This window comes from Actimicrobium sp. CCC2.4 (assembly GCF_034347385.1).
GTDB lineage: Bacteria > Pseudomonadota > Gammaproteobacteria > Burkholderiales > Burkholderiaceae_D > Actimicrobium.
In genome coordinates this window covers 2,845,658-2,864,285 of sequence record NZ_CP133777.1, presented here as the reverse complement: position 1 = coordinate 2,864,285, position 18,628 = coordinate 2,845,658, and the positions used below count along the sequence as shown (strand labels likewise).

Annotated in this window: 20 protein-coding genes; 6 read left to right on the top strand and 14 right to left on the bottom strand. The window is 60.3% G+C overall.

Annotation, left to right across the window (positions count from 1 at the left end; genetic code table 11):
- Positions 1-4 precede the first annotated feature (4 nt).
- Positions 5-373 (bottom strand): hypothetical protein, encoded by a 369-nt coding sequence (locus RHM62_RS13080; RefSeq protein ID WP_322122524.1) that lies wholly within the window; start codon positions 371-373, stop codon positions 5-7.
- Positions 374-513: 140 nt separating this feature from the next.
- Here RHM62_RS13080 and RHM62_RS13075 point away from each other — a divergent pair, with 140 nt between their 5' ends.
- The 3 genes from RHM62_RS13075 (at position 514) to RHM62_RS13065 (ending at position 3,477) form a co-directional block, all read left to right on the top strand.
- Positions 514-1,182 carry a response regulator transcription factor gene (locus RHM62_RS13075; protein ID WP_322122523.1) on the top strand — a complete coding sequence of 223 codons (669 nt, stop codon included), beginning with the start codon at positions 514-516 and terminating at the stop codon, positions 1,180-1,182.
- The gene (locus RHM62_RS13070) at positions 1,182-2,546 is read left to right on the top strand and encodes a sensor histidine kinase (RefSeq protein ID WP_322125411.1); all 1,365 of its coding nucleotides are present in this window, start codon (positions 1,182-1,184) and stop codon (positions 2,544-2,546) included. The genes RHM62_RS13075 and RHM62_RS13070 overlap by 1 nt, the downstream gene beginning before the upstream one ends.
- A gap of 112 nt (positions 2,547-2,658) precedes the next feature.
- A complete protein-coding gene (locus tag RHM62_RS13065) occupies positions 2,659-3,477 on the top strand; it encodes a DUF4198 domain-containing protein (RefSeq protein WP_322122522.1) in 819 nt (272 codons plus the stop codon).
- Between the two features lie 23 nt (positions 3,478-3,500).
- Here RHM62_RS13065 and RHM62_RS13060 read toward each other — a convergent pair whose 3' ends face one another.
- Positions 3,501-4,547, bottom strand: a complete 1,047-nt coding sequence (locus tag RHM62_RS13060; RefSeq protein ID WP_322122521.1) for an NADP-dependent oxidoreductase — start codon at positions 4,545-4,547, stop codon at positions 3,501-3,503.
- Between the two features lie 313 nt (positions 4,548-4,860).
- Here RHM62_RS13060 and RHM62_RS13055 point away from each other — a divergent pair, with 313 nt between their 5' ends.
- Entirely contained in the window at positions 4,861-5,424 is a 564-nt protein-coding gene (locus RHM62_RS13055) for a polymer-forming cytoskeletal protein (RefSeq protein WP_322122520.1), read from the top strand.
- A 273-nt stretch (positions 5,425-5,697) separates the two neighbouring features.
- Entirely contained in the window at positions 5,698-6,567 is an 870-nt protein-coding gene (gene purU / locus RHM62_RS13050) for a formyltetrahydrofolate deformylase (protein WP_322122519.1), read from the top strand.
- Between the two features lie 26 nt (positions 6,568-6,593).
- Here the strand turns inward: purU and RHM62_RS13045 are convergent, their stop codons facing one another.
- The 5 genes from RHM62_RS13045 to yjgA all read right to left on the bottom strand — a co-directional run bounded on the left by RHM62_RS13045 (position 6,594) and on the right by yjgA (position 10,140).
- Complete coding sequence (locus RHM62_RS13045) at positions 6,594-7,028, bottom strand: hypothetical protein (protein WP_322122518.1); 435 nt, start codon at positions 7,026-7,028, stop codon at positions 6,594-6,596.
- A gap of 100 nt (positions 7,029-7,128) precedes the next feature.
- On the bottom strand, positions 7,129-8,220 hold the full coding sequence (locus tag RHM62_RS13040) for a HAMP domain-containing sensor histidine kinase (protein ID WP_322122517.1): 1,092 nt from the start codon (positions 8,218-8,220) through the stop codon (positions 7,129-7,131).
- A 37-nt stretch (positions 8,221-8,257) separates the two neighbouring features.
- Positions 8,258-8,935, bottom strand: a complete 678-nt coding sequence (locus tag RHM62_RS13035; protein ID WP_322122516.1) for an alpha/beta hydrolase — start codon at positions 8,933-8,935, stop codon at positions 8,258-8,260.
- Positions 8,936-8,954: 19 nt separating this feature from the next.
- Positions 8,955-9,578, bottom strand: a complete 624-nt coding sequence (gene mog / locus RHM62_RS13030) for a molybdopterin adenylyltransferase (protein ID WP_322125410.1) — start codon at positions 9,576-9,578, stop codon at positions 8,955-8,957.
- Entirely contained in the window at positions 9,556-10,140 is a 585-nt protein-coding gene (gene yjgA, locus RHM62_RS13025) for a ribosome biogenesis factor YjgA (RefSeq protein ID WP_322122515.1), read from the bottom strand. Before yjgA ends, mog begins: the two co-directional genes overlap by 23 nt.
- A gap of 81 nt (positions 10,141-10,221) precedes the next feature.
- Between yjgA and pmbA the strand changes: the two genes are divergently transcribed.
- Entirely contained in the window at positions 10,222-11,586 is a 1,365-nt protein-coding gene (pmbA, locus tag RHM62_RS13020; protein WP_322122514.1) for a metalloprotease PmbA, read from the top strand.
- Between the two features lie 12 nt (positions 11,587-11,598).
- On the opposite strand, the gene RHM62_RS13015 is transcribed toward pmbA, so the two are convergent.
- Genes RHM62_RS13015 through RHM62_RS12985 form a run of 7 tightly spaced genes read right to left on the bottom strand, consistent with a single transcriptional unit; the run spans position 11,599 to position 18,620 of the window.
- Entirely contained in the window at positions 11,599-12,648 is a 1,050-nt protein-coding gene (locus tag RHM62_RS13015; protein WP_322122513.1) for a chemotaxis response regulator protein-glutamate methylesterase, read from the bottom strand.
- Positions 12,649-12,682: 34 nt separating this feature from the next.
- Positions 12,683-13,489, bottom strand: coding sequence for a protein-glutamate O-methyltransferase CheR (locus RHM62_RS13010; RefSeq protein WP_322122512.1), 807 nt, complete (start codon positions 13,487-13,489; stop codon positions 12,683-12,685).
- Between the two features lie 6 nt (positions 13,490-13,495).
- A complete protein-coding gene (locus RHM62_RS13005; protein ID WP_322122511.1) occupies positions 13,496-14,071 on the bottom strand; it encodes a chemotaxis protein CheW in 576 nt (191 codons plus the stop codon).
- Positions 14,072-14,082: 11 nt separating this feature from the next.
- Positions 14,083-15,738: a methyl-accepting chemotaxis protein gene (locus RHM62_RS13000; RefSeq protein ID WP_322122510.1), complete on the bottom strand. Its 1,656-nt coding sequence runs from the start codon at positions 15,736-15,738 to the stop codon at positions 14,083-14,085.
- Between the two features lie 49 nt (positions 15,739-15,787).
- Positions 15,788-17,935: a chemotaxis protein CheA gene (locus RHM62_RS12995; protein WP_322122509.1), complete on the bottom strand. Its 2,148-nt coding sequence runs from the start codon at positions 17,933-17,935 to the stop codon at positions 15,788-15,790.
- Positions 17,932-18,255 carry an STAS domain-containing protein gene (locus RHM62_RS12990; protein ID WP_322122508.1) on the bottom strand — a complete coding sequence of 108 codons (324 nt, stop codon included), beginning with the start codon at positions 18,253-18,255 and terminating at the stop codon, positions 17,932-17,934. The genes RHM62_RS12995 and RHM62_RS12990 overlap by 4 nt, the downstream gene beginning before the upstream one ends.
- On the bottom strand, positions 18,252-18,620 hold the full coding sequence (locus RHM62_RS12985; RefSeq protein ID WP_322122507.1) for a response regulator: 369 nt from the start codon (positions 18,618-18,620) through the stop codon (positions 18,252-18,254). Before RHM62_RS12985 ends, RHM62_RS12990 begins: the two co-directional genes overlap by 4 nt.
- Between the last annotated feature and the right edge of the window lie 8 nt (positions 18,621-18,628).

The following is an 18,628-nucleotide window of genomic DNA, read 5'->3' as shown; positions in this document are numbered from 1 at the left end:
TCCCTCATTGCTGCAGCGGCAGCACGCGGGCCAGACGGCCGAGGCGGCCGGCAGCGCAGTTTTCGGGCCAGACATCGACCGGCTGGTTGAGTACCAGTTGCACGGCATCGGGCCATTCGGCGACGGTGCTTTGTGTCTGGCGCAGCGACGGATAGCTGATGCGGACATAGCGATGCTCAGCGCGTTCGGCCGGCGAACGCATGGCCAGGCAGGGTGGTAATTCCTGCGCAGGTGTCCCGGCAAAATAGAAACTGACGACCGTGCCTTGTACGGTACGATGCGACGGGGCGGCCGGCACGTGATGCGCCGGCGTTGCGCAGGCGCTCAGCAGCACGGCGGTCAGTGTCGCAACGAGAAGTGGTGTCGGGTACATAAAAGTCCTGGATCGGGTGGCGCGGAAATAAAATTCGCGGTGTTTAACTGGTAGCCGTAGACTAGCGACCGGTCCTGTCGGGACCATGACGGCAAGCTGACGGCAAGCTGACAATTTCCTTTTTTTGAAGTGACACGGCGATGCATGTTTTGCTGGCAGAAGATGATTCGGTACTGGCCGATGGCATTGCGCGGGCCTTGCGCTCGCATGGCATGGTGGTCGATGTGGTCGACAACGGCAGTGCGGTTGAATTGGCCATCAAGCATGCCGAAATCGCTGTGCTGGTACTCGATATCGGCCTGCCCGGCATCGATGGGTTTGAAGTCGTGCGGCGCTTGCGGCTGCATGGCATGCAGGTCCCGGTATTGCTGCTAACCGCGCGCGATGCGATCCAGGATCGGGTGCACGGCTTTGAGCTCGGTGCCGATGATTATCTGGTCAAGCCGTTCTCTACACTGGAACTGGTGGCGCGTCTGAAAGCGCTGGTGCGGCGCAGTGCGCCCAAGCCGATCGAACTCACTATTGGTGGTCTGACGCTCGACACCTTTGCCCGGCGCGCGCACATCGGCACTCAATCGATCGAGTTTTCGGTACGCGAGTGGGCGGTGCTTGAATACCTGATGCAGCAAGCATCGCGGGTGGTGTCGAAGCAGCAGATCATCGACGCGATCCTGCCGTGGGGCGAGGACTTGACGCTCAATGCGGTCGAAGTCTATGTCTCGCGCATTCGCCTGAAAATCGCGCCATCGAACATCGTCATCCGCACTATTCGCGGCTTCGGCTATCTGCTGGAGCCGGTCGCGCCGTGATGGCTCACGTCGGCAGTATCCGCATCAACCTGCTGAAGTGGCTGATTGCACCGCTGCTGGCGATCAACCTGATTGGTGCCGCGCTGACGTACCGGCTGGCCTGGGTGCCGGCGCAAATGGCATTTGACCAGAGCCTTGCCGACGCGGCCTGGGCGCTGGTGCCGCGCTTGCGCGATAACGACGGCGCGATACTGGTCGACTTGCCGCAGCAGGCCGAACAGGTGCTGCGGCTTGATCATGTCGATGAAATCTATTTCATCGTGCGTGATCAATCGGGACAGGTGGTCGCCGGCGACAAAGATTTTCCCTCGTTGCCGGCACCGGCAGAGCTCAACGATCCGGTCGCCTATTCCGGCATGATGCGCGGCGAGGCGATCCGCATGATCGTGCTCAAGGCGCGTGTCGGCACGCAGGTCGTGTCGATCAGCGTCAGTGAAACCTTGCGTAAGCGCAGTCTGATCCGGACCGAAATTTTCGCCGGGCTCGTCGTGCTGGAAGGCTTGCTGACGGCGATCTCGATTGCGCTGGTGTGGCTGGCTGTCACGCGGGGTTTGCTGCCGCTGAAAAAAATGCAGGCGGATCTCGATGCGCGCAGCCACGACACGCTGGCACCTGTCAGCGATGTGCATCTGCCGCGCGAACTGCGCCCGCTGGTCGATGCGATCAATACGCTGCTTGGCAAGGTGCAGGCGGGCGCGGCGGCGCAGCAAGCCTTCCTGGCCAACGTCGCCCACCAGTTGCGCACGCCGCTGGCGGCCTTGCAGATGCAGCTCGAATGGTTGCAGCAGCGCCATCCGGAAGGGCACGAAACCGCGCACTCGGCGACGCTGATGCTGAGCGCTACCGCGCGGATGATTCGCCATACCAACCAGTTGCTGGCATTGGCGCGGGCCGAGCCGAGTCGGCTTGAAAAAGACCGCTTCGAGGAGGTTGATCTGTGCCGTCTGATCGAGGATACGGTGCAGGTGTTTGTCGAGCAGGCGGTGCGCAAGCAAATCGATCTGGGTTTCGATTTGCAGCCGGCACCGCTGCATGCCGACCCGTTTCTGTTGCGCGACCTGATCGATAATCTGATCGACAACGCGATCCGCTACTCGCCGCCCGGTAGCACCGTGACCGTTAGTTGCCGGCGTGAAGATGCGCTCGTGCTGTTACTGGTCGAGGATTCCGGACCTGGTATCGCCGAGGCCCGGCGCGAACTGATCTTTAATCGTTTTTACCGGCTTGACGATACTGTCGCCGGCAGCGGCCTGGGACTGGCCATCGTGCGCGATATCGTGCTCGCGCATGACGCCGAGATGCAATTGAGTACCGGGCCCGGCGGCAAGGGGACGACGTTTTCGGTGCGCTTTGCAGCCGGCTAGCCGATCACGACTGCGGTACGGCCCGGCAGGTGTGCATCCGATCCAGCGCATCTTTCGTACAAGAGGAACGGGCGCTCTCCGCCTACCCTTTACTCTGACGAATCGAGCCTGCATGCGCCACTGGATTACGACTGTTTTTGCCACTTTGCTGATGATGGTGTCCGGCTGGGCCGGCGCCCACGAGTTCTGGTTGCGTGCCGAACCACTGTCGCCACGGGTGGGGACAAGTGCGCAACTGTTCATTTATTTCGGAGAGTATTTTGAAGGCACGCAAGCCGGTTTCCTAACCAGTCACTCGGCTGCGCTACGTCATTACTCCGTCGGGGGTAGCGAAGACTTGATGGGCCTGGTGCCATCGGTCGATGCGATCGGCCAGGTGCCGGTGCGCATCGGACGCGCCGGTACCCATCTGGTCGCGTTCGATAGCCATACCGCACAGATCACGCTCCCGGCCGACAAGTTCAATGCGTATTTGCATGATGAAGGTCTCGACAGCATCGTGCGCGAGCGCGAGGCGGCCGGCACGCTGGGGCGGGAAGGGCGCGAACGCTTTCGTCGCCATACCAAGACCTTGATGCGCGCCGGCGGCACCTCCGATGCCACGTACGCGATGCGTACCGGGCAGCGGCTGGAACTGGTGCCACTCGATGATCCGCTCTCGCCGCCACCGGGCGCGCCGCTGCGCTTCAAGTTGCTGTTCGATGGCAAGCCGCTGCCTGACGCCCTGTTGCGTGCATGGCATCACAACCGTCAACAGACCGTCTCGATTCGCGCGATCAGCGACAGCAACGGCGATGTGACTTACACCTTTCCGTATGCCGGCACATGGATGATCAGCACCGTCCACATGATCGCTGCGACCGACGCGCCCGGGGTGGATTGGGATAGCTTCTGGGGCAGCCTGATGTTCGAGGTGCCCGCCCGGAAATGATGGTGCAATCCGGGCCGTCGGAGCTAGCCTTCGTCAGCCACTTGCAGGATCAACTTGCCGAAATTGCCGCCATTGAACAGCATCAGCAGCGCTTCCGGAAATTTCTCCAGGCCGACAACGATATCTTCGCGCGTCTTGAACGTGCCTTCCTGCATCCATTGCGCCATCGCCGTGACGCCTTGTTGATACCGGTCGGCATAATCGAATACCACAATGCCTTCCATGCGCGCGCGGTTCACCAGCAGCGACAGATAATTGGCCGGTCCTTTGACTGCGGTCGTGTTGTTGTACTGAGAGATCGCACCGCAAATCACAATGCGGGCTTTCAGATTGATGCGGGTCAGCACGGTATCGAGGATGTCGCCGCCGACATTATCAAAATAGACGTCGACGCCTTTCGGGCAATGCTCTTTCAGTCCGTCCCGGACGGATCCATTTTTGTAATCGATGCAGGCGTCGAAGCCCAGTTCATCGACGACGAAGGCGCATTTTTCTGCTCCGCCGGCGATGCCGACCACCCGGCATCCGCGCTGTTTGGCGACCTGTCCGACGGTTTGCCCGACCGCACCGGCAGCGCCCGAGACCACCACGGTCTCGCCGGCTTTCGGCTGGCCGACTTCAAGCAGACCAAAATACGCTGTCATGCCGGGCATGCCGAGCGCATTGAGATATTTGGGTAACGGTGCCACGGTACGATCGACCTTGAACAAGCCGGCGACCTTGTCGTCTGCCGCGCCGGTCCAGTAACTTTGTACACCCAACCCGCCGGAGACAAAGTCGCCGACCGCGAATGCCGGTGATGTCGAGGCCAGCACTTTGCCGATGCCGCCGGCGCGCATGACTTCATCGATGGCGACCGGACGGATGTAAGATTTGCCGTCATTCATCCAGCCGCGCATCGCCGGATCGAGTGACAGATAGATGGTTTGCACCAGCACTTCATTGTCGGCAATCTCGCGCACGGGTCCGGTCGTAAAATGCCAGTCGCTGTCGACCGGAAGGCCGACAGGGCGGGCGGCGAGGCGATACTGCTGGTTGATCAAAGTCGCTATGTTGGGTGTTGCGGACATGGTGGTCTCCGGGTTGTTGGTGGCCATGCAATATAGCTTAGTTTGGAACGGTCGTGCTTTTTTCTCTGAAGTGTAACAATTCTGGAACTTATTCAAATGGCACCGGCCAAAATGCTGAGTTCAGGCGAGAGCCCGCCTGCATTTTTTCCTCGCCATGTTCTACGTCAATACGTAAGCAGATGCTTCAATCACGATGGCTCGGTAAAACAGAGGTGAGACTGTCGGGCGCTCCGTATTGTTCCGGCCTGGCGAATTTCACATCACCACTTTTACAACCTATGCATTTTTCAGGATTGCATTCTCAGGAGATATCATGCTTCGATCAGAAACACTTTTTGGCAAACGCGACACCGCCACGCCAGCCTCGCCATTCAGCAGCAGTGGCAGCAGCACTTTAGGTAGCGGTTCAAGCATCTCGAAGTCATCGCCTGCGGGTGGCAGCACCACGGCTCCGCCTGCGTCGACGACGGCTGCTCCGGTAGCACCTGCTCCTTCCGAAATGTCGAGCACCAACGAAGTCGGCAGCAAGCTCATCGTCGGTCCGAACATCAAGCTCAAAGGCGTCGAGATCACCGATTGCGACACGCTTGTGGTCGAGGGCAGGGTCGAGGCCACGATGGATTCGCGTGTGATCCAGATCGCCGAAAGTGGCGCATTCAAGGGTTCGGCAGAAATTGACATCGCCGAAATCCGCGGCGAGTTTGATGGTGAACTGACCGTGCGTCAAAAGCTGGTCATTTATTCTACCGGCAAGGTATCGGGCAAGATCCGCTACGGCAAGGTCGTCATCGAAGAGGGTGGCCAGTTATCCGGCGACGTGCAAGTCGGCACCATAGGCGCACCGCGCAATTTGTCAGTAGCGAAATCGGTGGTGTGATCGTGGCAGGACCGAACCGGCATCAATGATGCCGGTTCGGTCCTCCTGACGTCTCGAAGTACAGCCGGCCTGGCTCTACTGCGGCCGGTCTCTCCTGGGCACATAGTGGCCGGGTTGTGTGGTGAGGATCGGGTCCGGCAAGCCCGGACCCGCACAGTGCCAGTCCAGTCGATCTGTATTTTCAAGATCGCCAAAGAGCAGTTTACGGTTCGTGGTCCAGTGCAGCATGCGACAATAGCGGCTCTTTTTTGCCTGCGAACTGCTCCCTTCCCGATGATGCATCCCGAATATATCCTGACTCTCTCCTGCCTCGACCAGCGCGGCATCGTGCATCGCGTCTCCGGCTTCCTGGCCGAACATGGTTGCAACATCATTGACTCAGCCCAGTTTGGCGATGCGCAGTCAAAGCTGTTTTTCATGCGGGTTCATTTTTCTGCGGAAGATGCTGCCGTGAGTGATCAGCAATTGCACGCCGGGATAGCGGCGCTGGCAGCGACGATGCAAATGACGGCGCAACTCAACGACGCGCGCAAGAAGCCGAAGATGATGCTGATGGTGTCGAAGATCGGACATTGCCTCAATGACCTGCTGTTTCGCTATCGCAGCGGCCTGTTGCCAGTCGAGATCCCAGCCATTGTTTCGAACCACACCGAGTTTTATCAGTTAGCAGCGAGCTACAACATTCCCTTCCATCATTTGCCGCTGGCCGCCGGTGCTTCGCCGGATGACAAACGCAAGCAGGAACAAAAAATCCTCGATCTGGTAGCGACCCACGACATCGACCTGATCGTGCTGGCGCGCTACATGCAAATCCTGTCGCCCGAGCTATGCTATGCGTTCCGCGGCCGCGCCATCAATATTCATCACTCGTTTCTGCCCAGTTTCAAGGGCGCGAAACCTTATGCGCAGGCGCACGAGCGCGGCGTCAAGCTGATCGGTGCGACCGCGCATTTTGTTACCGGGGATTTGGATGAAGGTCCGATCATCGAGCAGGATGTCGAACGGGTCGATCACGCGATGGACCCCGAGACACTCACGGCCATTGGCCGTGATGTTGAATGCGTGGTGCTGGCGCGTGCGGTGAAGTGGTTTGTCGAACACCGGATTTTGTTGAACGGGTCGAAGACGGTGGTGTTCAAGTAAATCGGTGGGCGTGACGTTTGTCCCGCTTAGCTCACCGTGTTTTTGACTTGTTTGAAGAGATCTTCGGCAGGACTCGGTTTGCCGGTAACCATGGCAGCGGCCTCGTCGGCGAGCATCCCAACCGGGCTCGCCAGTGCGGTCAACGATTCCGCAGTCTGTATTGTCTCCATGACTTTATGCATCCAGGGTTTATCGGCGCATCCGAGCACATCTCCTGCCAGTTTCATCCCTTCCTTCACGGCATCCATCACTGCGGTCGTGGCAAGGTCGGCCGGAAGGTTTGCCAGTTGCGTCGCCAGTTGTGCGAGATTTTTTGCTATTTCCTTCATGTCGCCGGTTGCTACGGCTTTTGCCAGGGATGTCAGGGTATCCATGACCCCTTTCAGCATGCCGAATAAATCTTTACTGATGGAACAGATTGCCTTGCCAATACTGTCAAAGAAGTGACTTATTTTGCTCATGGTTGTTCTCCTGTAAATACATCGTTGATTAAAAAACGAATACTTACAGGTTGGTGGAGGCGTAACGAAGTTCGGTTCCACGTCGCCGGGGCCGCGATTTTCAGTGATTCGGCAAGGTAATCCGAAACACCGATCCCCGGCCCGGCACGCTGTCAACACCCACCAGGCCACCATGCGCTTCGACAAAGGTCTTGACGATAGCCAGACCCAGTCCCATGCCGCTGCCGTTGGCAGGATCGCTTTCGAACTTGTCGAAGACCTTGTCGAGCAGGTCGGCAGCGATGCCGGACCCGGTATCGCTGACGGTGCATTCGATGCCTAGACCATCGCCGGCCGGACCGGCCGAAATCGTGACGTCGCCGTGCGGGGTGTAATGGATCGCGTTGGCGATCAGATTTTGCAGGACGCGTCGTAGCAGGTTGGCATCGGCATAGATTGTCTGGTCTTCGGGCACTTCGTTGAGCAGGCGGGTGCTGCCCGTGCCTGCCACCGGATGGAGGTCGATGATCAAGGCTTCCACCAGTGGCCACAGGTCGAAGTGGCGGCACTTCAGCGTGACGCCACTCCCGGTTTGCAGATTGGTACTTTCATCAAGGATGTTGGCGACGAGCGAGGACAAGTGCTGCACGTTGCGATGCAAGGTCTTGAGCATCTGGCCGGTCTGCTTCGCTTTTGCCGGATCATGCACTGACAACTCCAGCACGCGTGCCGCCAGAGAAATCGCACTGAGCGGCGTACGCAAATCATGCGCAACAAACGCCAGATAATCTTCGCGGCGCGTCTGCACATCCAGCGCACGTTGCGTTGCATAACTTTGCACGGCGGCGCCGATTGCCCCGTCAAGTACCTGATTCAGAATATGGAATGGCTTGCCTTGCAAGCTCAAGCCATTGTCGTCGGCCAGGTCGTGGATGCAAGCGCGCAGGATGTTGTATTCGGCCACCACTTCATCAATGGCAAAGCCATCTTCGAGCCGTTGCAGGCCGTGTTCCGGCGGCGTCGTAATGTGCGATTCAATTCGGCTGTCGCTCATATTGCGTCGAAACGCACTGGCCAGCTCGTCGAGCAACAAGGGGATATGGTCGTTGAGTGTCGGCTGGTCGAGATGCCGGGCCGAGTCGAGTTGCCGGAGCCGGTCGCGCCAACTCTCCATCAGCACGACGCGCTGGTCAACGATCAGGCTGGCGAGCAAGTTGAGCCGGTTAATGATGATGCTCCCGAATGGACGATCAGTTAGTAGTCAGTGTTTTTTGGAACCAGGCACCGATATCCTTGATCTCTTGCGGGCAGAGTGAATGTTGCATCGGATACGCTTGCCAGTCGACGGCATAACCGAGCGACAGCAGCAGGTCGCGCGACTGCTCGGCACGCGCAAAAGGGATCACCGGATCACTGCGGCCATGGGCCAGGAAGATCGGCGTGTGCTGGTTGGCCGGATGCCGTTCTTCAGCCAGCTTAGCGTTGAGCGGCACGTAGCCGGACAAGCACAGCAAGCCGGCCAATTGCTTAGGATGACGCAAGCCGGTTTGTAGTGTCATTGCGCAGCCTTGCGAAAACCCTGCCAGCACAATACGGCTGGCGGGAATGCCCGCTGCGGTTTGCTGTGCGATCAATTGCTCAATAGCGGCTTGCGACTTGCGCAAGCCGGCCTCGTCTTCGCGCCGGACCAGATCGGTACCGAGGATGTCGTACCACGCGCGCATCACGTAGCCGTTGTTGACCGTTACCGGCATCGTCGGCGCGTGCGGAAAGACGAAGCGGATGCCTGGGCAACCGGTCAGGTCAAGTTCCTCCACGACGGGCGCAAAGTCATTGCCGTCAGCACCGAGTCCATGCAGCCAGATGACAGCGGCGGTTGGCGCGGGCGAGGTATCAAGGATGATGCAGTCAAGCAGAGGAGGAGTCATGGCGAATAGAAAAAAGGCTTCAGGCCGGCTTGACCCGCAACGCGGATTTGGGCCGGAACACGGTGCAAACAGCCGGCTCTGTCTCGATGTACGGACCACCGATCAGATCGATGCAATACGGCACGGCGGCAAATATGCCGGCCACCAGTTGCTTGCCGTCGGTATCTTTCAGGCCTTCGAGCGTTTCGCGGATCGACTTCGGCTGACCGGGCAAATTCATGATCAGCGCGGCATGGTCGCTGGTCTCGCGAATGACGGCAACCTGTCGTGACAGGATAGCGGTCGCCACAAAGCGCAAACTGATCTGGCGCATCTGTTCGCCAAATCCGGGCATTTCCTTGGTGGCGATCGCCAGCGTGGCTTCCGGTGTCACATCGCGACGGGCCGGGCCTGTGCCGCCGGTGGTCAGCACCAGATGGCAGCGCTCGTTATCCACCAGGTCGATCAGTGCCGCTTCGATGGCAGGGCGTTCATCCGGAATCAGACGGGTGACGATGACCCAGGGACTGGTCAGCGCGCTGGTGAACCACGCACGCAGGGCCGGTATGCCCTGGTCTTCGTAAATGCCGGCCGACGCGCGGTCGGAGACCGAGATCAGGCCGATGCGCAGCACGTCGGCGTCAGTCTTCGTCGTGGTCGTCATTAGCGTCGTCATCGGGCTTGGCCTTGGCAGCAACCTGCTTGAGGATCTGGAACAGCTCGCGATACGCCTTCGGCGGCTTGTTTTCCGCCTGCTCCTTGCGGGCGTTACGGATCAGGCCGCGCAGATGCTGGGCATCGAGTTCAGGATTCTGGTCGAGCAAGTCGGTCAGGACTTTTTCATCGGTGAGCAATTTATCGCGCCGCCGTTCCAGTGCGTGCATCGCATTGGTGTCGGCTTTCGACAGGCCGCGCCAGCTATCGAGTGTGCGCTGGATGGCAGCGAGTTCGTCGTCATTGAGCGTGCGCATTTTTTTGCCGACATATTGCAACTGACGGCGACGACCTTCGTGATCTTTGATCAGCTGGCATTCGAGGATGGCTTCGCGCACATCTTCAGGCATCGGTACGCGCTTGACGCGGTCACGTGCTTCGGCGACCAGCTCGGCACCGAGCTTTTGCAGCGCAGTCATGTCGCGCTTGAGTTGGGACTTGGAAGGGCGTTCGTATTCCTGTTCGAATTCGGTCGATTGGAAGCCGCAGTTACCGCGATTGGGATTAGGCATGATGAAGTGATGAGGCGTAAAGCCATTCTATAAACGGCTGCTATGATAACCGCTTTACCGCCTTTCTCCCCAAATCCGCCCATGAGCGCAGCCGTCTTCAGCCATACCCCCGAACAAATGCAGCAACTCACTCAGGATGTCCTGCGCTACGCCCGCCAGCGCGGTGCCTCGGACGCCTCAGTCGAAGTCAATGAAGGCCAGGGACTGTCGGTCACCGTGCGCAAGGGGCGGGTTGAAACTATCGAACAGAACAAGGACAAGGGCGTCTCGGTGACGCTGTATCTCGGTAGCGAAGGCCATATGCGTAGTGGTAACGCCGATACCTCCGACTTCTCCCAACAGGCACTCAAGTCCACCGTCGAAGCGGCCTGGAACATCGCCCGTTTCACGGCCGAAGACAATTGCGCCGGTCTGCCGGATACCGATCAGTACGAAAAAAATCCGCGCGACCTGCAGCTGTATCACCACTGGGATATCGATGCCGCCCAAGCAATCGCGCTGGCGCAGCGCTGCGAAGCAGCCGCGTTCGCGGTCGATCCGCGCGTCAACAATAGCGAGGGGGCCGGCGTCTACGCGCAGCACTCACAATTCGTGATGGCGAACTCGCGTGGTTTCATGGGCGGCTATGCATTTTCGCGGCACACGCTGTCGGTCTCGCCGATCACCGGTCGCGGCAACGGCATGCAGCGCGATGACTGGTATTCGTCGCAGCGCGATCCGCAACGCCTGGCCAGTCCCGAAGCCATCGGCCGCTATGCCGCCGAGCGTGCGCTGGCACGACTGCGCGCACGCCAGCTATCGACCCGCAAATGTGCCGTACTGTTCGAAGCCCCGCTAGCCGTCGGCTTGCTGGGCACGTTCGTGCAAGCCGTCTCGGGCGGCGCGCTGTATCGCAAATCCACCTTCCTGCTCGACTCGCTCGGCAAGCAGGCCTTGTCCGGTCACATCCGTATTGCCGAAGACCCGTACGTCCTTGGTGCGGTCGGATCGGCACCGTTCGATGATGAAGGTTGCCGCACGGTCGCGCGCGACGTGGTGGTCGATGGGATAGTGCAAGGCTATTTTCTGTCGACGTATTCGGCGCGTAAGCTGGGGATGGCGGGTACAGGCAATGCCGGTGGCTCGCACAACCTGACGATGTCGTCCAGCCGGACCAAGCCGACCGATGACTTCAAGGCCATGCTCAGGCAGCTCGGTACCGGCTTGCTGGTCACCGAACTGATGGGCGAGGGTACCAATTACGTCACCGGCGATTACTCACGCGGTGCCTCCGGCTTCTGGGTCGAGGGTGGCGTAATTCAGTATCCGGTCGAAGAAATCACCATCGCCGGCAACATGCAAACCATGTTCAAGCAGATCGTCGCGATCGGTGCCGACACCCATCTGCGCGGCACCAAGCAAACCGGATCGGTGCTCATCGAGAGCATGACGATCGCCGGCGACTGACCACGCTTTCCTTTACAACTGCTGCAGGATCTCGCGTCCGATCGCGCCCAGCGGCACGATCTTGTCAACCGCATCGAGCTTGATGGCTTCTTTCGGCATGCCAAAGACGACACAGCTTTCTTCGTCCTGCGCGAGTGTGCGGGCGCCGGCGCGGCGCATTTCCAGCAAGCCCAGCGCGCCGTCGTCACCCATGCCGGTCATGATGACGCCGAGCGCGTTGGCACCCGCACTCCTGGCCACCGACCGGAACAGCACGTCGACCGATGGCCGGTGCCGGTTGACCAGCGGACCATCGATGACATCGACAAAATACTGCGTGCCGACGCGGCGCAGCAGCAGGTGCTTGCCGCCCGGCGCGATCAATGCCACGCCCTGCACGACGCGGTCCTTGTGACGCGCTTCGCGCACTTCGATCTGGCACAGCATGTTCAGGCGGGCAGCGAATTCGGCGGTAAATTTTTCCGGCATGTGCTGGACGATGACGATGCCGGGCGATACGCGCGGCAAGCTCATCAGTACTTTTTCGAGTGCCTGCGTACCGCCGGTCGAGGTGCCCAGCGCGACGATGTGCCGGGTAGTCTGGATCATCGCGCCGTGACCGGCGGCGGCTGGCAGGATCGCGTCGGCACTGAATTTTTCGACCACGATCAATGGCTTGATACGGACTTTTGCGGCCGTCCTGACGGCGCTGAGCAGTTCACTCGCGTGGTCGCCGAGGAATTGTTTGATGCCCAGCGTGGGCTTGGCGATGAAGGCGACGGCACCGGCAGCCAGCGCTTCGCTCGCCGTGCGGTCACCGGCGTCGGTCCGTGACGAGCAGACCACGATAGGCGTCGGTCGCTCACGCATGATCTGGCGTAAAAATGGCAGACCCTCCATGCCGGGCATGTCGATGTCGAGCACGATCACGTCGGGCCACTGTATCTTCATGCGCGCCGTTGCCAGCAGCGGACTGGCGACTGCGCTGATGACGTCGATCTGCGGATCGGTCGCCAGCACCTCACCCAATACCTGACGCACCAATGCCGACCCATCGATCAGCATCACCTTGATCCGCTTCATGGCTGATACTCAGAAAATGAGGATGGCATTCCTGCTATGACTTGCGATAAATCGACGGCGACAGCGTCTCGACGTCGGTCGTGATGTCGTTCAGGCTTTCCGAATGGCCGATGCAAAAGTGCCCGCCCGGCTTGAGTTTCGACAGCACGCGTGCCACCACGTCGCGCTTGGTGTCGTCGCTGAAATAGATCATCACATTGCGCAGGAAAATCACATCGAACTGGCCCATTTCCGGCAGCCGGTCGTTCAGATTGACTTGCGCAAAGCGCACCTTGTTGCGGAGGGCGCGGTCGATCAGCAAGGTGCCTGCGTGGTCACCGCCACCCTTGAGGCAGTAGCGCGTCAGATAGGCTTGCGGGATATGGTCGGTACGCTGCATCGAGTAGTGGCCGCTGCGCGCACCGGCCAGCACGCTGCTGCTGATGTCGGAGCCGAACACTTCCCACGGCGTGCTGCCGAGGCTGTCGGCCAGCACCATCGCGATGCTGTAGGCTTCCTCGCCAGTCGAGCTGGCGGCACTCCAGACCCGGAACGGCTGGCCGCGTCCGACCGCCCCCAGCGCACGCGCGCGCAAAAAATCGAAATGCGCCGGCTCGCGAAAAAAATAGGTTTCGTTAGTCGTCAGCAGGTCGATCGCGGTCTGCACTTCGCCGGGCTTTTCGCGGCTGCCGAGTAGCCGGAAATAGGCGCTGTAACTGTCAAGCTGGTAATGCGCGAGTCGCTTGGCCAGCCGGCCGCTGACCAGCGCTTTTTTCGAGGACGACAGCGTGATGCCGGCGGCCTCGAAAATGAAGCGCTGGAACTGGCCGAACTCATGGTCGGTAATAACGGGCAGGCTCATCGTTGCTCAGGATGCCAATGCCGCCGGTGCCGCTGGTGCATCAGCCAGTTGCGCCAGCGCGCCTAGCTCCTGGATAGACAGCACGCGGCTGATGTTGAGCAGGATCACGAACTTGCCATTGACCTTGCCCATGCCATCGATGAAGTCGGTGCGGATGCGTGCGCCGAAGGCCGGTGCCGGTTCGATGTCGGCATCCGGAATATCAAGCACTGCATTGACCGCATCGACCACCAGTCCCATGTCGTGGGTGATGTCCTGACGCTCGCCATCGGCGGCCGCGACTTCGACAATGACGGTGCAGGTGCGCTTGGTGATCGTCGTCGGCGGCTTGCCGAAGCGCGCCGCCAGGTCCATCACCGGCACCACCGCGCCGCGCAGGTTGATCACGCCGAGTATGCACTCGGGCATCATCGGCACGCGCGTCAGGCCGTCGTATTCGATGATTTCCTTGATGCCCAGAATGCCGATGGCAAACATCTCGCCACCGAGCAAAAAGGTCAGGTATTGCTTCGGTCCGCTAGCCACCGGCGCAGCTGTCGCGTGCACCAGTCCCTTGCTGTCGGTCTGCACAAGTGCGTTCATGGTGACGGCCTTCAAAAACGGGTGAACTGGGATTCGTCGAGCTCACCACCACCGGCCCGGGCCAGCGCGACGGAAGGCTTGTTGCTACCGGCTTTCGGGCCGGCGCTGGTGCCGCTATAGTTGCGCTTCGGTGCCGGTTGCGCGCCGCTGCGGGCGATGCCGTCGAGCTTGAAGAAGGCCATCGTCGCTTGCAGTTGCTCGGCCTGGCTGCTCATTTCTTCGGCCGTCGCGGCCAGTTCTTCGGAGCTCGATGCGTTCTGTTGCGTGGTCTGGCTCAGCTGCATCACGGCGGCATTGATCTGGCTGACGCCGGACGATTGCTCGCTCGAGGCGGCCACAATTTCCTGCACCAGATCCGAGGTCTTGCGGATGCTAGGCACCATCTCGTCGAGCAGCTTGCCGGCTTTTTCGGCCAGCTCGACGCTGCTGCTGGCGACTTCGCCGATCTCTTGTGCGGCGATCTGGCTGCGTTCGGCCAGCTTGCGCACTTCGGCCGCGACGACCGCAAAACCCTTGCCGTGTTCGCCGGCACGGGCTGCTTCGATGGCGGCATTCAAGGCCAGCAAATTGGTCTGGTACGCGATGTCGTCGATGATGCCGATCTTGCGGGCGATCTGCTTCATCGCAGCGACCGTGGCATTGACCGACACACCCCCTTCGGCAGCTTCACGCGCCGCTTTGCTGGCCATGCCATCGGTGACTTTGGCGTTCTCGGTATTTTGCGCAATCGATGACGACATCTGCTCGATCGAGGCGCTGGTTTCTTCGACGCTGGCGGCTTGCTCGCTGGAGGCTTGCGACAGCGACAGCGAAGTCGCGCTGACTTCTTCGGAGGCGCTGGCCAGGGCCTGCGCACCGCTGTTGACGTCCGACACGACCTGCGACAGCTTCGTAATCATCGCCTGCATCGAGCGCAGCATCTGGCCGGTTTCGTCCGTTGCCGTTGATTCGATCCGCACTGTCAGGTCGCCTTCGGCCAGCCGGTTGGCGGCATCACGGGCTTTGTTCAACGGGATTGTCACGCTGCGGCTGATGAGTACGCCCAGTGCGATACCGAGCAATACGCCGACAGCAATGGCGATCATCATCAGCAGACGGCTGCTTTCATACAGCGCAGTGGTTTCGGCCGAGGCATCCTTGGCGCGGTTTTCCTTGATCACCGTCAGTTCGGTCATCTGGTCATCGATGATGTTGGCTTTCGCGCGGGACTCGACCAACACCTTCGTCAATGCTTCGCTGCGTTGTTGCAAGGGTTCGGCACCGGCCAATGTCAGCACTTGCTGCATGTCGCGCTGGTACTCCTCCCAGGTCTTGTCGAAGGTCACAAAGATTTCCTTTGCGCGCGCCGAGCTGAACAAGGGCCGCGATTTTGCCAGCAAGTCCTTGACGGCCGCGCTGCTCTTGGTGATGGACGCCAGATTGAGGGCGCGTTCTTCCTGGGTCGTCGACAACAGATAATTCGAGCGCGCGCGGCCGATGTAGATCAGGTTGATATTGGCTTCCTTGACGAGCGATACCCCCATCAGTTCCTGCTGGTACATCGCATCAGCCATATCGTTGATCCGGTTGGCGCTATTGATGCCTATCCCGCCCACCACAATGCTGATGGCAGCAACAAGGATGAAGCCGACTAGCAGTCGTACGCCGATTTTGATATTTGAAAACATGATGGTTCCTGTGAGTGAGCAGAGCAGTGGCGTGGCGGGTTAAAAAAAGTTATCCGGGAATCGGCGTGCTGCGAGTAAGGCTGGCCTGTCGCACCAGGGCCGGCACATCGAGGATCAGCGCGACATCGCCGCTGCCCAGAATGGTCGACCCGCTGATGCAATCAACCTGGCTGAACAACTGGCCAAGCGGCTTGATGACGGTCTGGAATTCGCCGAGCAAGGTGTCGACAACCAGGCCGGCGCGTTGTCCGGCGTGCTTCAGGACGACGATGTTTTCGCGCCGCGCCGGCACACCGCCGACACTGAACAAATTGCGCAGCCGGATGAAGGGCAACACGCTGCCGCGCAGGTCGGTGTAATCGTGGCCGGGTTCGGCGCTGTATTCGATGCATTCCTCGATCATGTCGAGCGGGATCGCAAACACTGATTTGCCGATCTCGACCATGAAGCCATCGATGATGGCCAGCGTCAGCGGCAGACGCACCGTGACAGTGGTGCCGACACCTTCGGCGCTGCTGACGCTGACGCTGCCGCGCAGCGCGGTAATGTTGCGCTTGACGACATCCATGCCGACACCGCGGCCGGACAGGTTGGTCACTTCGGCGGCGGTCGAAAAGCCCGGTTCAAAGATCAGGTCGTAAATCTCGCCATCGCTCAGTTCGCGGCCGGCGTCGACCAGTCCGCGTTCGATCGCCTTGGCCAGGATGCGCTCGCGCTTGAGTCCGCCGCCGTCGTCGCTGACGGTGATGACGATAGCACCGGAATCATGGCAGGCATCGAGCGTGACGCGACCGCGCGCCGGCTTGCCGCTGGCCAGTCGCACGGCAGCCGGTTCGATGCCATGATCGATCGCGTTGCGCACCAGATGCAGCAGCGGGTCGCCGATTTTTTCGACCACGGTCTTGTCGAGTTCGGTGTCTTCGCCGTGGATGGCGAGGGCGATGTCCTTGCCGATTTCGCGCGAGACATCGTGCACGACGCGCTGGAAGCGGTTGAAGGTCGCGCCGATTTTGACCATCCGCAGTTGCAGCGCGCTGTCGCGTACTTCCTGCACCAGGCTTGATAGCTTGGAGCTGCTTTCCTGCAGTTCGCTGTTCTGCGCGCGCCGTGCAATCAGGTTCACGCCGGCACCGGCGATGATCAATTCGCCGACCAGATTGATGAGCTGGTCGAGCTTGTCGGCATCGACGCGGATCGAACGGTTTTCCTGCGCACCGGCCTCGCGGACTTGCTGCTGGCGGGTCAGCGCGGCATCGACGACGGCCGGTTGCACCAGCAATTGTTCGACCAGAATGACGCCGATTGGTGTGGCTGGACTGTGGCTTTGGGTCGTCAGGGCAAGGTCCAGTTCGCGCGCGGTCAAGGTCCCGCAGCGCATCAGCAATTCACCCAGCATGGCCGCTTGTCCCGGCCCTTCGTGCAACAGGCGTACGTAATCGGCAATCAGGCTGTGTGGCGGCAGGATGCGCAGCTGGCAATCGTCATGCACGAACTCGAAGACGCTTTCGATGGTGGCCTTGTCGGCGTCGGTACGAAAGGCAATTTCAAACCCGAGATAGCAGGTCTCCGGATTCATGTTGCCGGCGTCCGGAATGCCATCGGCCAGCGTGGCGATGCCGACGATGCTGCCCATCGTGGCGAGGTAGCGCAGGAACGACAGCGGGTCCATGCCATTGCGCAGCACGTCGGCACCGAAGCGAATCGAGATATGCCAGTGGTCGGCATCGATACCGGCATGGGCGATACGTTCGACCGGATCGACGGACACGGTGACGGCCGTTACCGGCAGAGCCTTCGGTGCCGGACTGTCGAGATAGGCCGACAGTTGCGCGATCAGCGGTGCGCCCTGCGATTGCAGTTGCTCATCGATGCCGTCGTGGCCGGCGGCGACCGCTTCGACCAGCCGGCCGATCTGGTCGCAACAGCCCAGCAACAGACTCACCAGCGATTCGGTCACCGGTAGCTTGCCGTCGCGGACCCGGTCCAGCACGCTTTCGACCACATGCGTGAAGGCCACGATATGGTCCAGTCCGAACAGGCCGGCCGAACCCTTGATCGTGTGCGCCGCGCGAAAAATCGCGTTGACCAGTTCCTCTTTGGGTTCGCTCTGCAAGACCACCAGCAGCGCGTCTTCCATCTCGATCAGCAGTTCGCGGCATTCGGCAAAAAAGGTTTGCAGTGCATCGTCGAGGTTCATGCGGATTGTCCTGTGATGGCCGGTTGCGGTGCGTGCGGCAGGACCAGCGGATCGCCAAAATAGCCGGCCAGATCGAGCAGTTCAAAGACGCCGGTGACCGCCGTGCTGTGGGCCACGAGGTGCAGCGCATGGGATCCTGCGAGGGCGGTTTTCTTGGCCAGCATCAGTAGCTGCAAACCGGCCGTATCGAGCTCGCTGACGCCGGACAGGTCGAGTTCGAGGTCGCTTGGTTCGGCCAGTGCGGCCAGCAGCAGCGCCTTGATTTCATCGACACGATAGATGGTCAGTTCACCATCGATACGCAGGACGCGGGTGCTCATGGCAGGCAGAGCTTTTGCACGGCGTCGAGCAATTGTTCGGGCTTGAATGGCTTGACCACCCAGGCTTTGGCACCGGCGGCGCGGCTGGCATTTTTCTTGTCGATGTCGGTCTCGGTGGTGAGCATGATCACCGGCGTGAAGCGGTAGGCCGGCAGCAGCTTGACCGCGCTGACGAAAGCGATGCCATCCATGTTGGGCATGTTGACGTCGCTGATGATCAAGTGGACTTTCTGGCCGGTGAGTTTGGCCAGCGCGTCCTTGCCGTCGCGTCCTTCGAGCACGTCGTAGCCGGCACCTTTGAGGGCGATGCCCACGACTTGCCGCATCGATGCGGAGTCATCGACGATCATGATGGTCTTGGCCATGGTGGTTC

What these genes read in the sequence shown, in the direction of transcription:
- RHM62_RS13080 (WP_322122524.1), bottom strand. Translation starts at nt 373, where the DNA reads ATGTACCCGACACCACTTCTCGTTGCGACACTGACCGCCGTGCTGCTG.
- RHM62_RS13075 (WP_322122523.1), top strand. Translation starts at nt 514, where the DNA reads ATGCATGTTTTGCTGGCAGAAGATGATTCGGTACTGGCCGATGGCATT.
- RHM62_RS13070 (WP_322125411.1), top strand. Translation starts at nt 1,182, where the DNA reads ATGGCTCACGTCGGCAGTATCCGCATCAACCTGCTGAAGTGGCTGATT.
- RHM62_RS13065 (WP_322122522.1), top strand. Translation starts at nt 2,659, where the DNA reads ATGCGCCACTGGATTACGACTGTTTTTGCCACTTTGCTGATGATGGTG.
- RHM62_RS13060 (WP_322122521.1), bottom strand. Translation starts at nt 4,547, where the DNA reads ATGTCCGCAACACCCAACATAGCGACTTTGATCAACCAGCAGTATCGC.
- RHM62_RS13055 (WP_322122520.1), top strand. Translation starts at nt 4,861, where the DNA reads ATGCTTCGATCAGAAACACTTTTTGGCAAACGCGACACCGCCACGCCA.
- purU (WP_322122519.1), top strand. Translation starts at nt 5,698, where the DNA reads ATGATGCATCCCGAATATATCCTGACTCTCTCCTGCCTCGACCAGCGC.
- RHM62_RS13045 (WP_322122518.1), bottom strand. Translation starts at nt 7,028, where the DNA reads ATGAGCAAAATAAGTCACTTCTTTGACAGTATTGGCAAGGCAATCTGT.
- RHM62_RS13035 (WP_322122516.1), bottom strand. Translation starts at nt 8,935, where the DNA reads ATGACTCCTCCTCTGCTTGACTGCATCATCCTTGATACCTCGCCCGCG.
- mog (WP_322125410.1), bottom strand. Translation starts at nt 9,578, where the DNA reads ATGACGACCACGACGAAGACTGACGCCGACGTGCTGCGCATCGGCCTG.
- yjgA (WP_322122515.1), bottom strand. Translation starts at nt 10,140, where the DNA reads ATGCCTAATCCCAATCGCGGTAACTGCGGCTTCCAATCGACCGAATTC.
- pmbA (WP_322122514.1), top strand. Translation starts at nt 10,222, where the DNA reads ATGAGCGCAGCCGTCTTCAGCCATACCCCCGAACAAATGCAGCAACTC.
- RHM62_RS13015 (WP_322122513.1), bottom strand. Translation starts at nt 12,648, where the DNA reads ATGAAGCGGATCAAGGTGATGCTGATCGATGGGTCGGCATTGGTGCGT.
- RHM62_RS13010 (WP_322122512.1), bottom strand. Translation starts at nt 13,489, where the DNA reads ATGAGCCTGCCCGTTATTACCGACCATGAGTTCGGCCAGTTCCAGCGC.
- RHM62_RS13005 (WP_322122511.1), bottom strand. Translation starts at nt 14,071, where the DNA reads ATGAACGCACTTGTGCAGACCGACAGCAAGGGACTGGTGCACGCGACA.
- RHM62_RS13000 (WP_322122510.1), bottom strand. Translation starts at nt 15,738, where the DNA reads ATGTTTTCAAATATCAAAATCGGCGTACGACTGCTAGTCGGCTTCATC.
- RHM62_RS12995 (WP_322122509.1), bottom strand. Translation starts at nt 17,935, where the DNA reads ATGAACCTCGACGATGCACTGCAAACCTTTTTTGCCGAATGCCGCGAA.
- RHM62_RS12990 (WP_322122508.1), bottom strand. Translation starts at nt 18,255, where the DNA reads ATGAGCACCCGCGTCCTGCGTATCGATGGTGAACTGACCATCTATCGT.
- RHM62_RS12985 (WP_322122507.1), bottom strand. Translation starts at nt 18,620, where the DNA reads ATGGCCAAGACCATCATGATCGTCGATGACTCCGCATCGATGCGGCAA.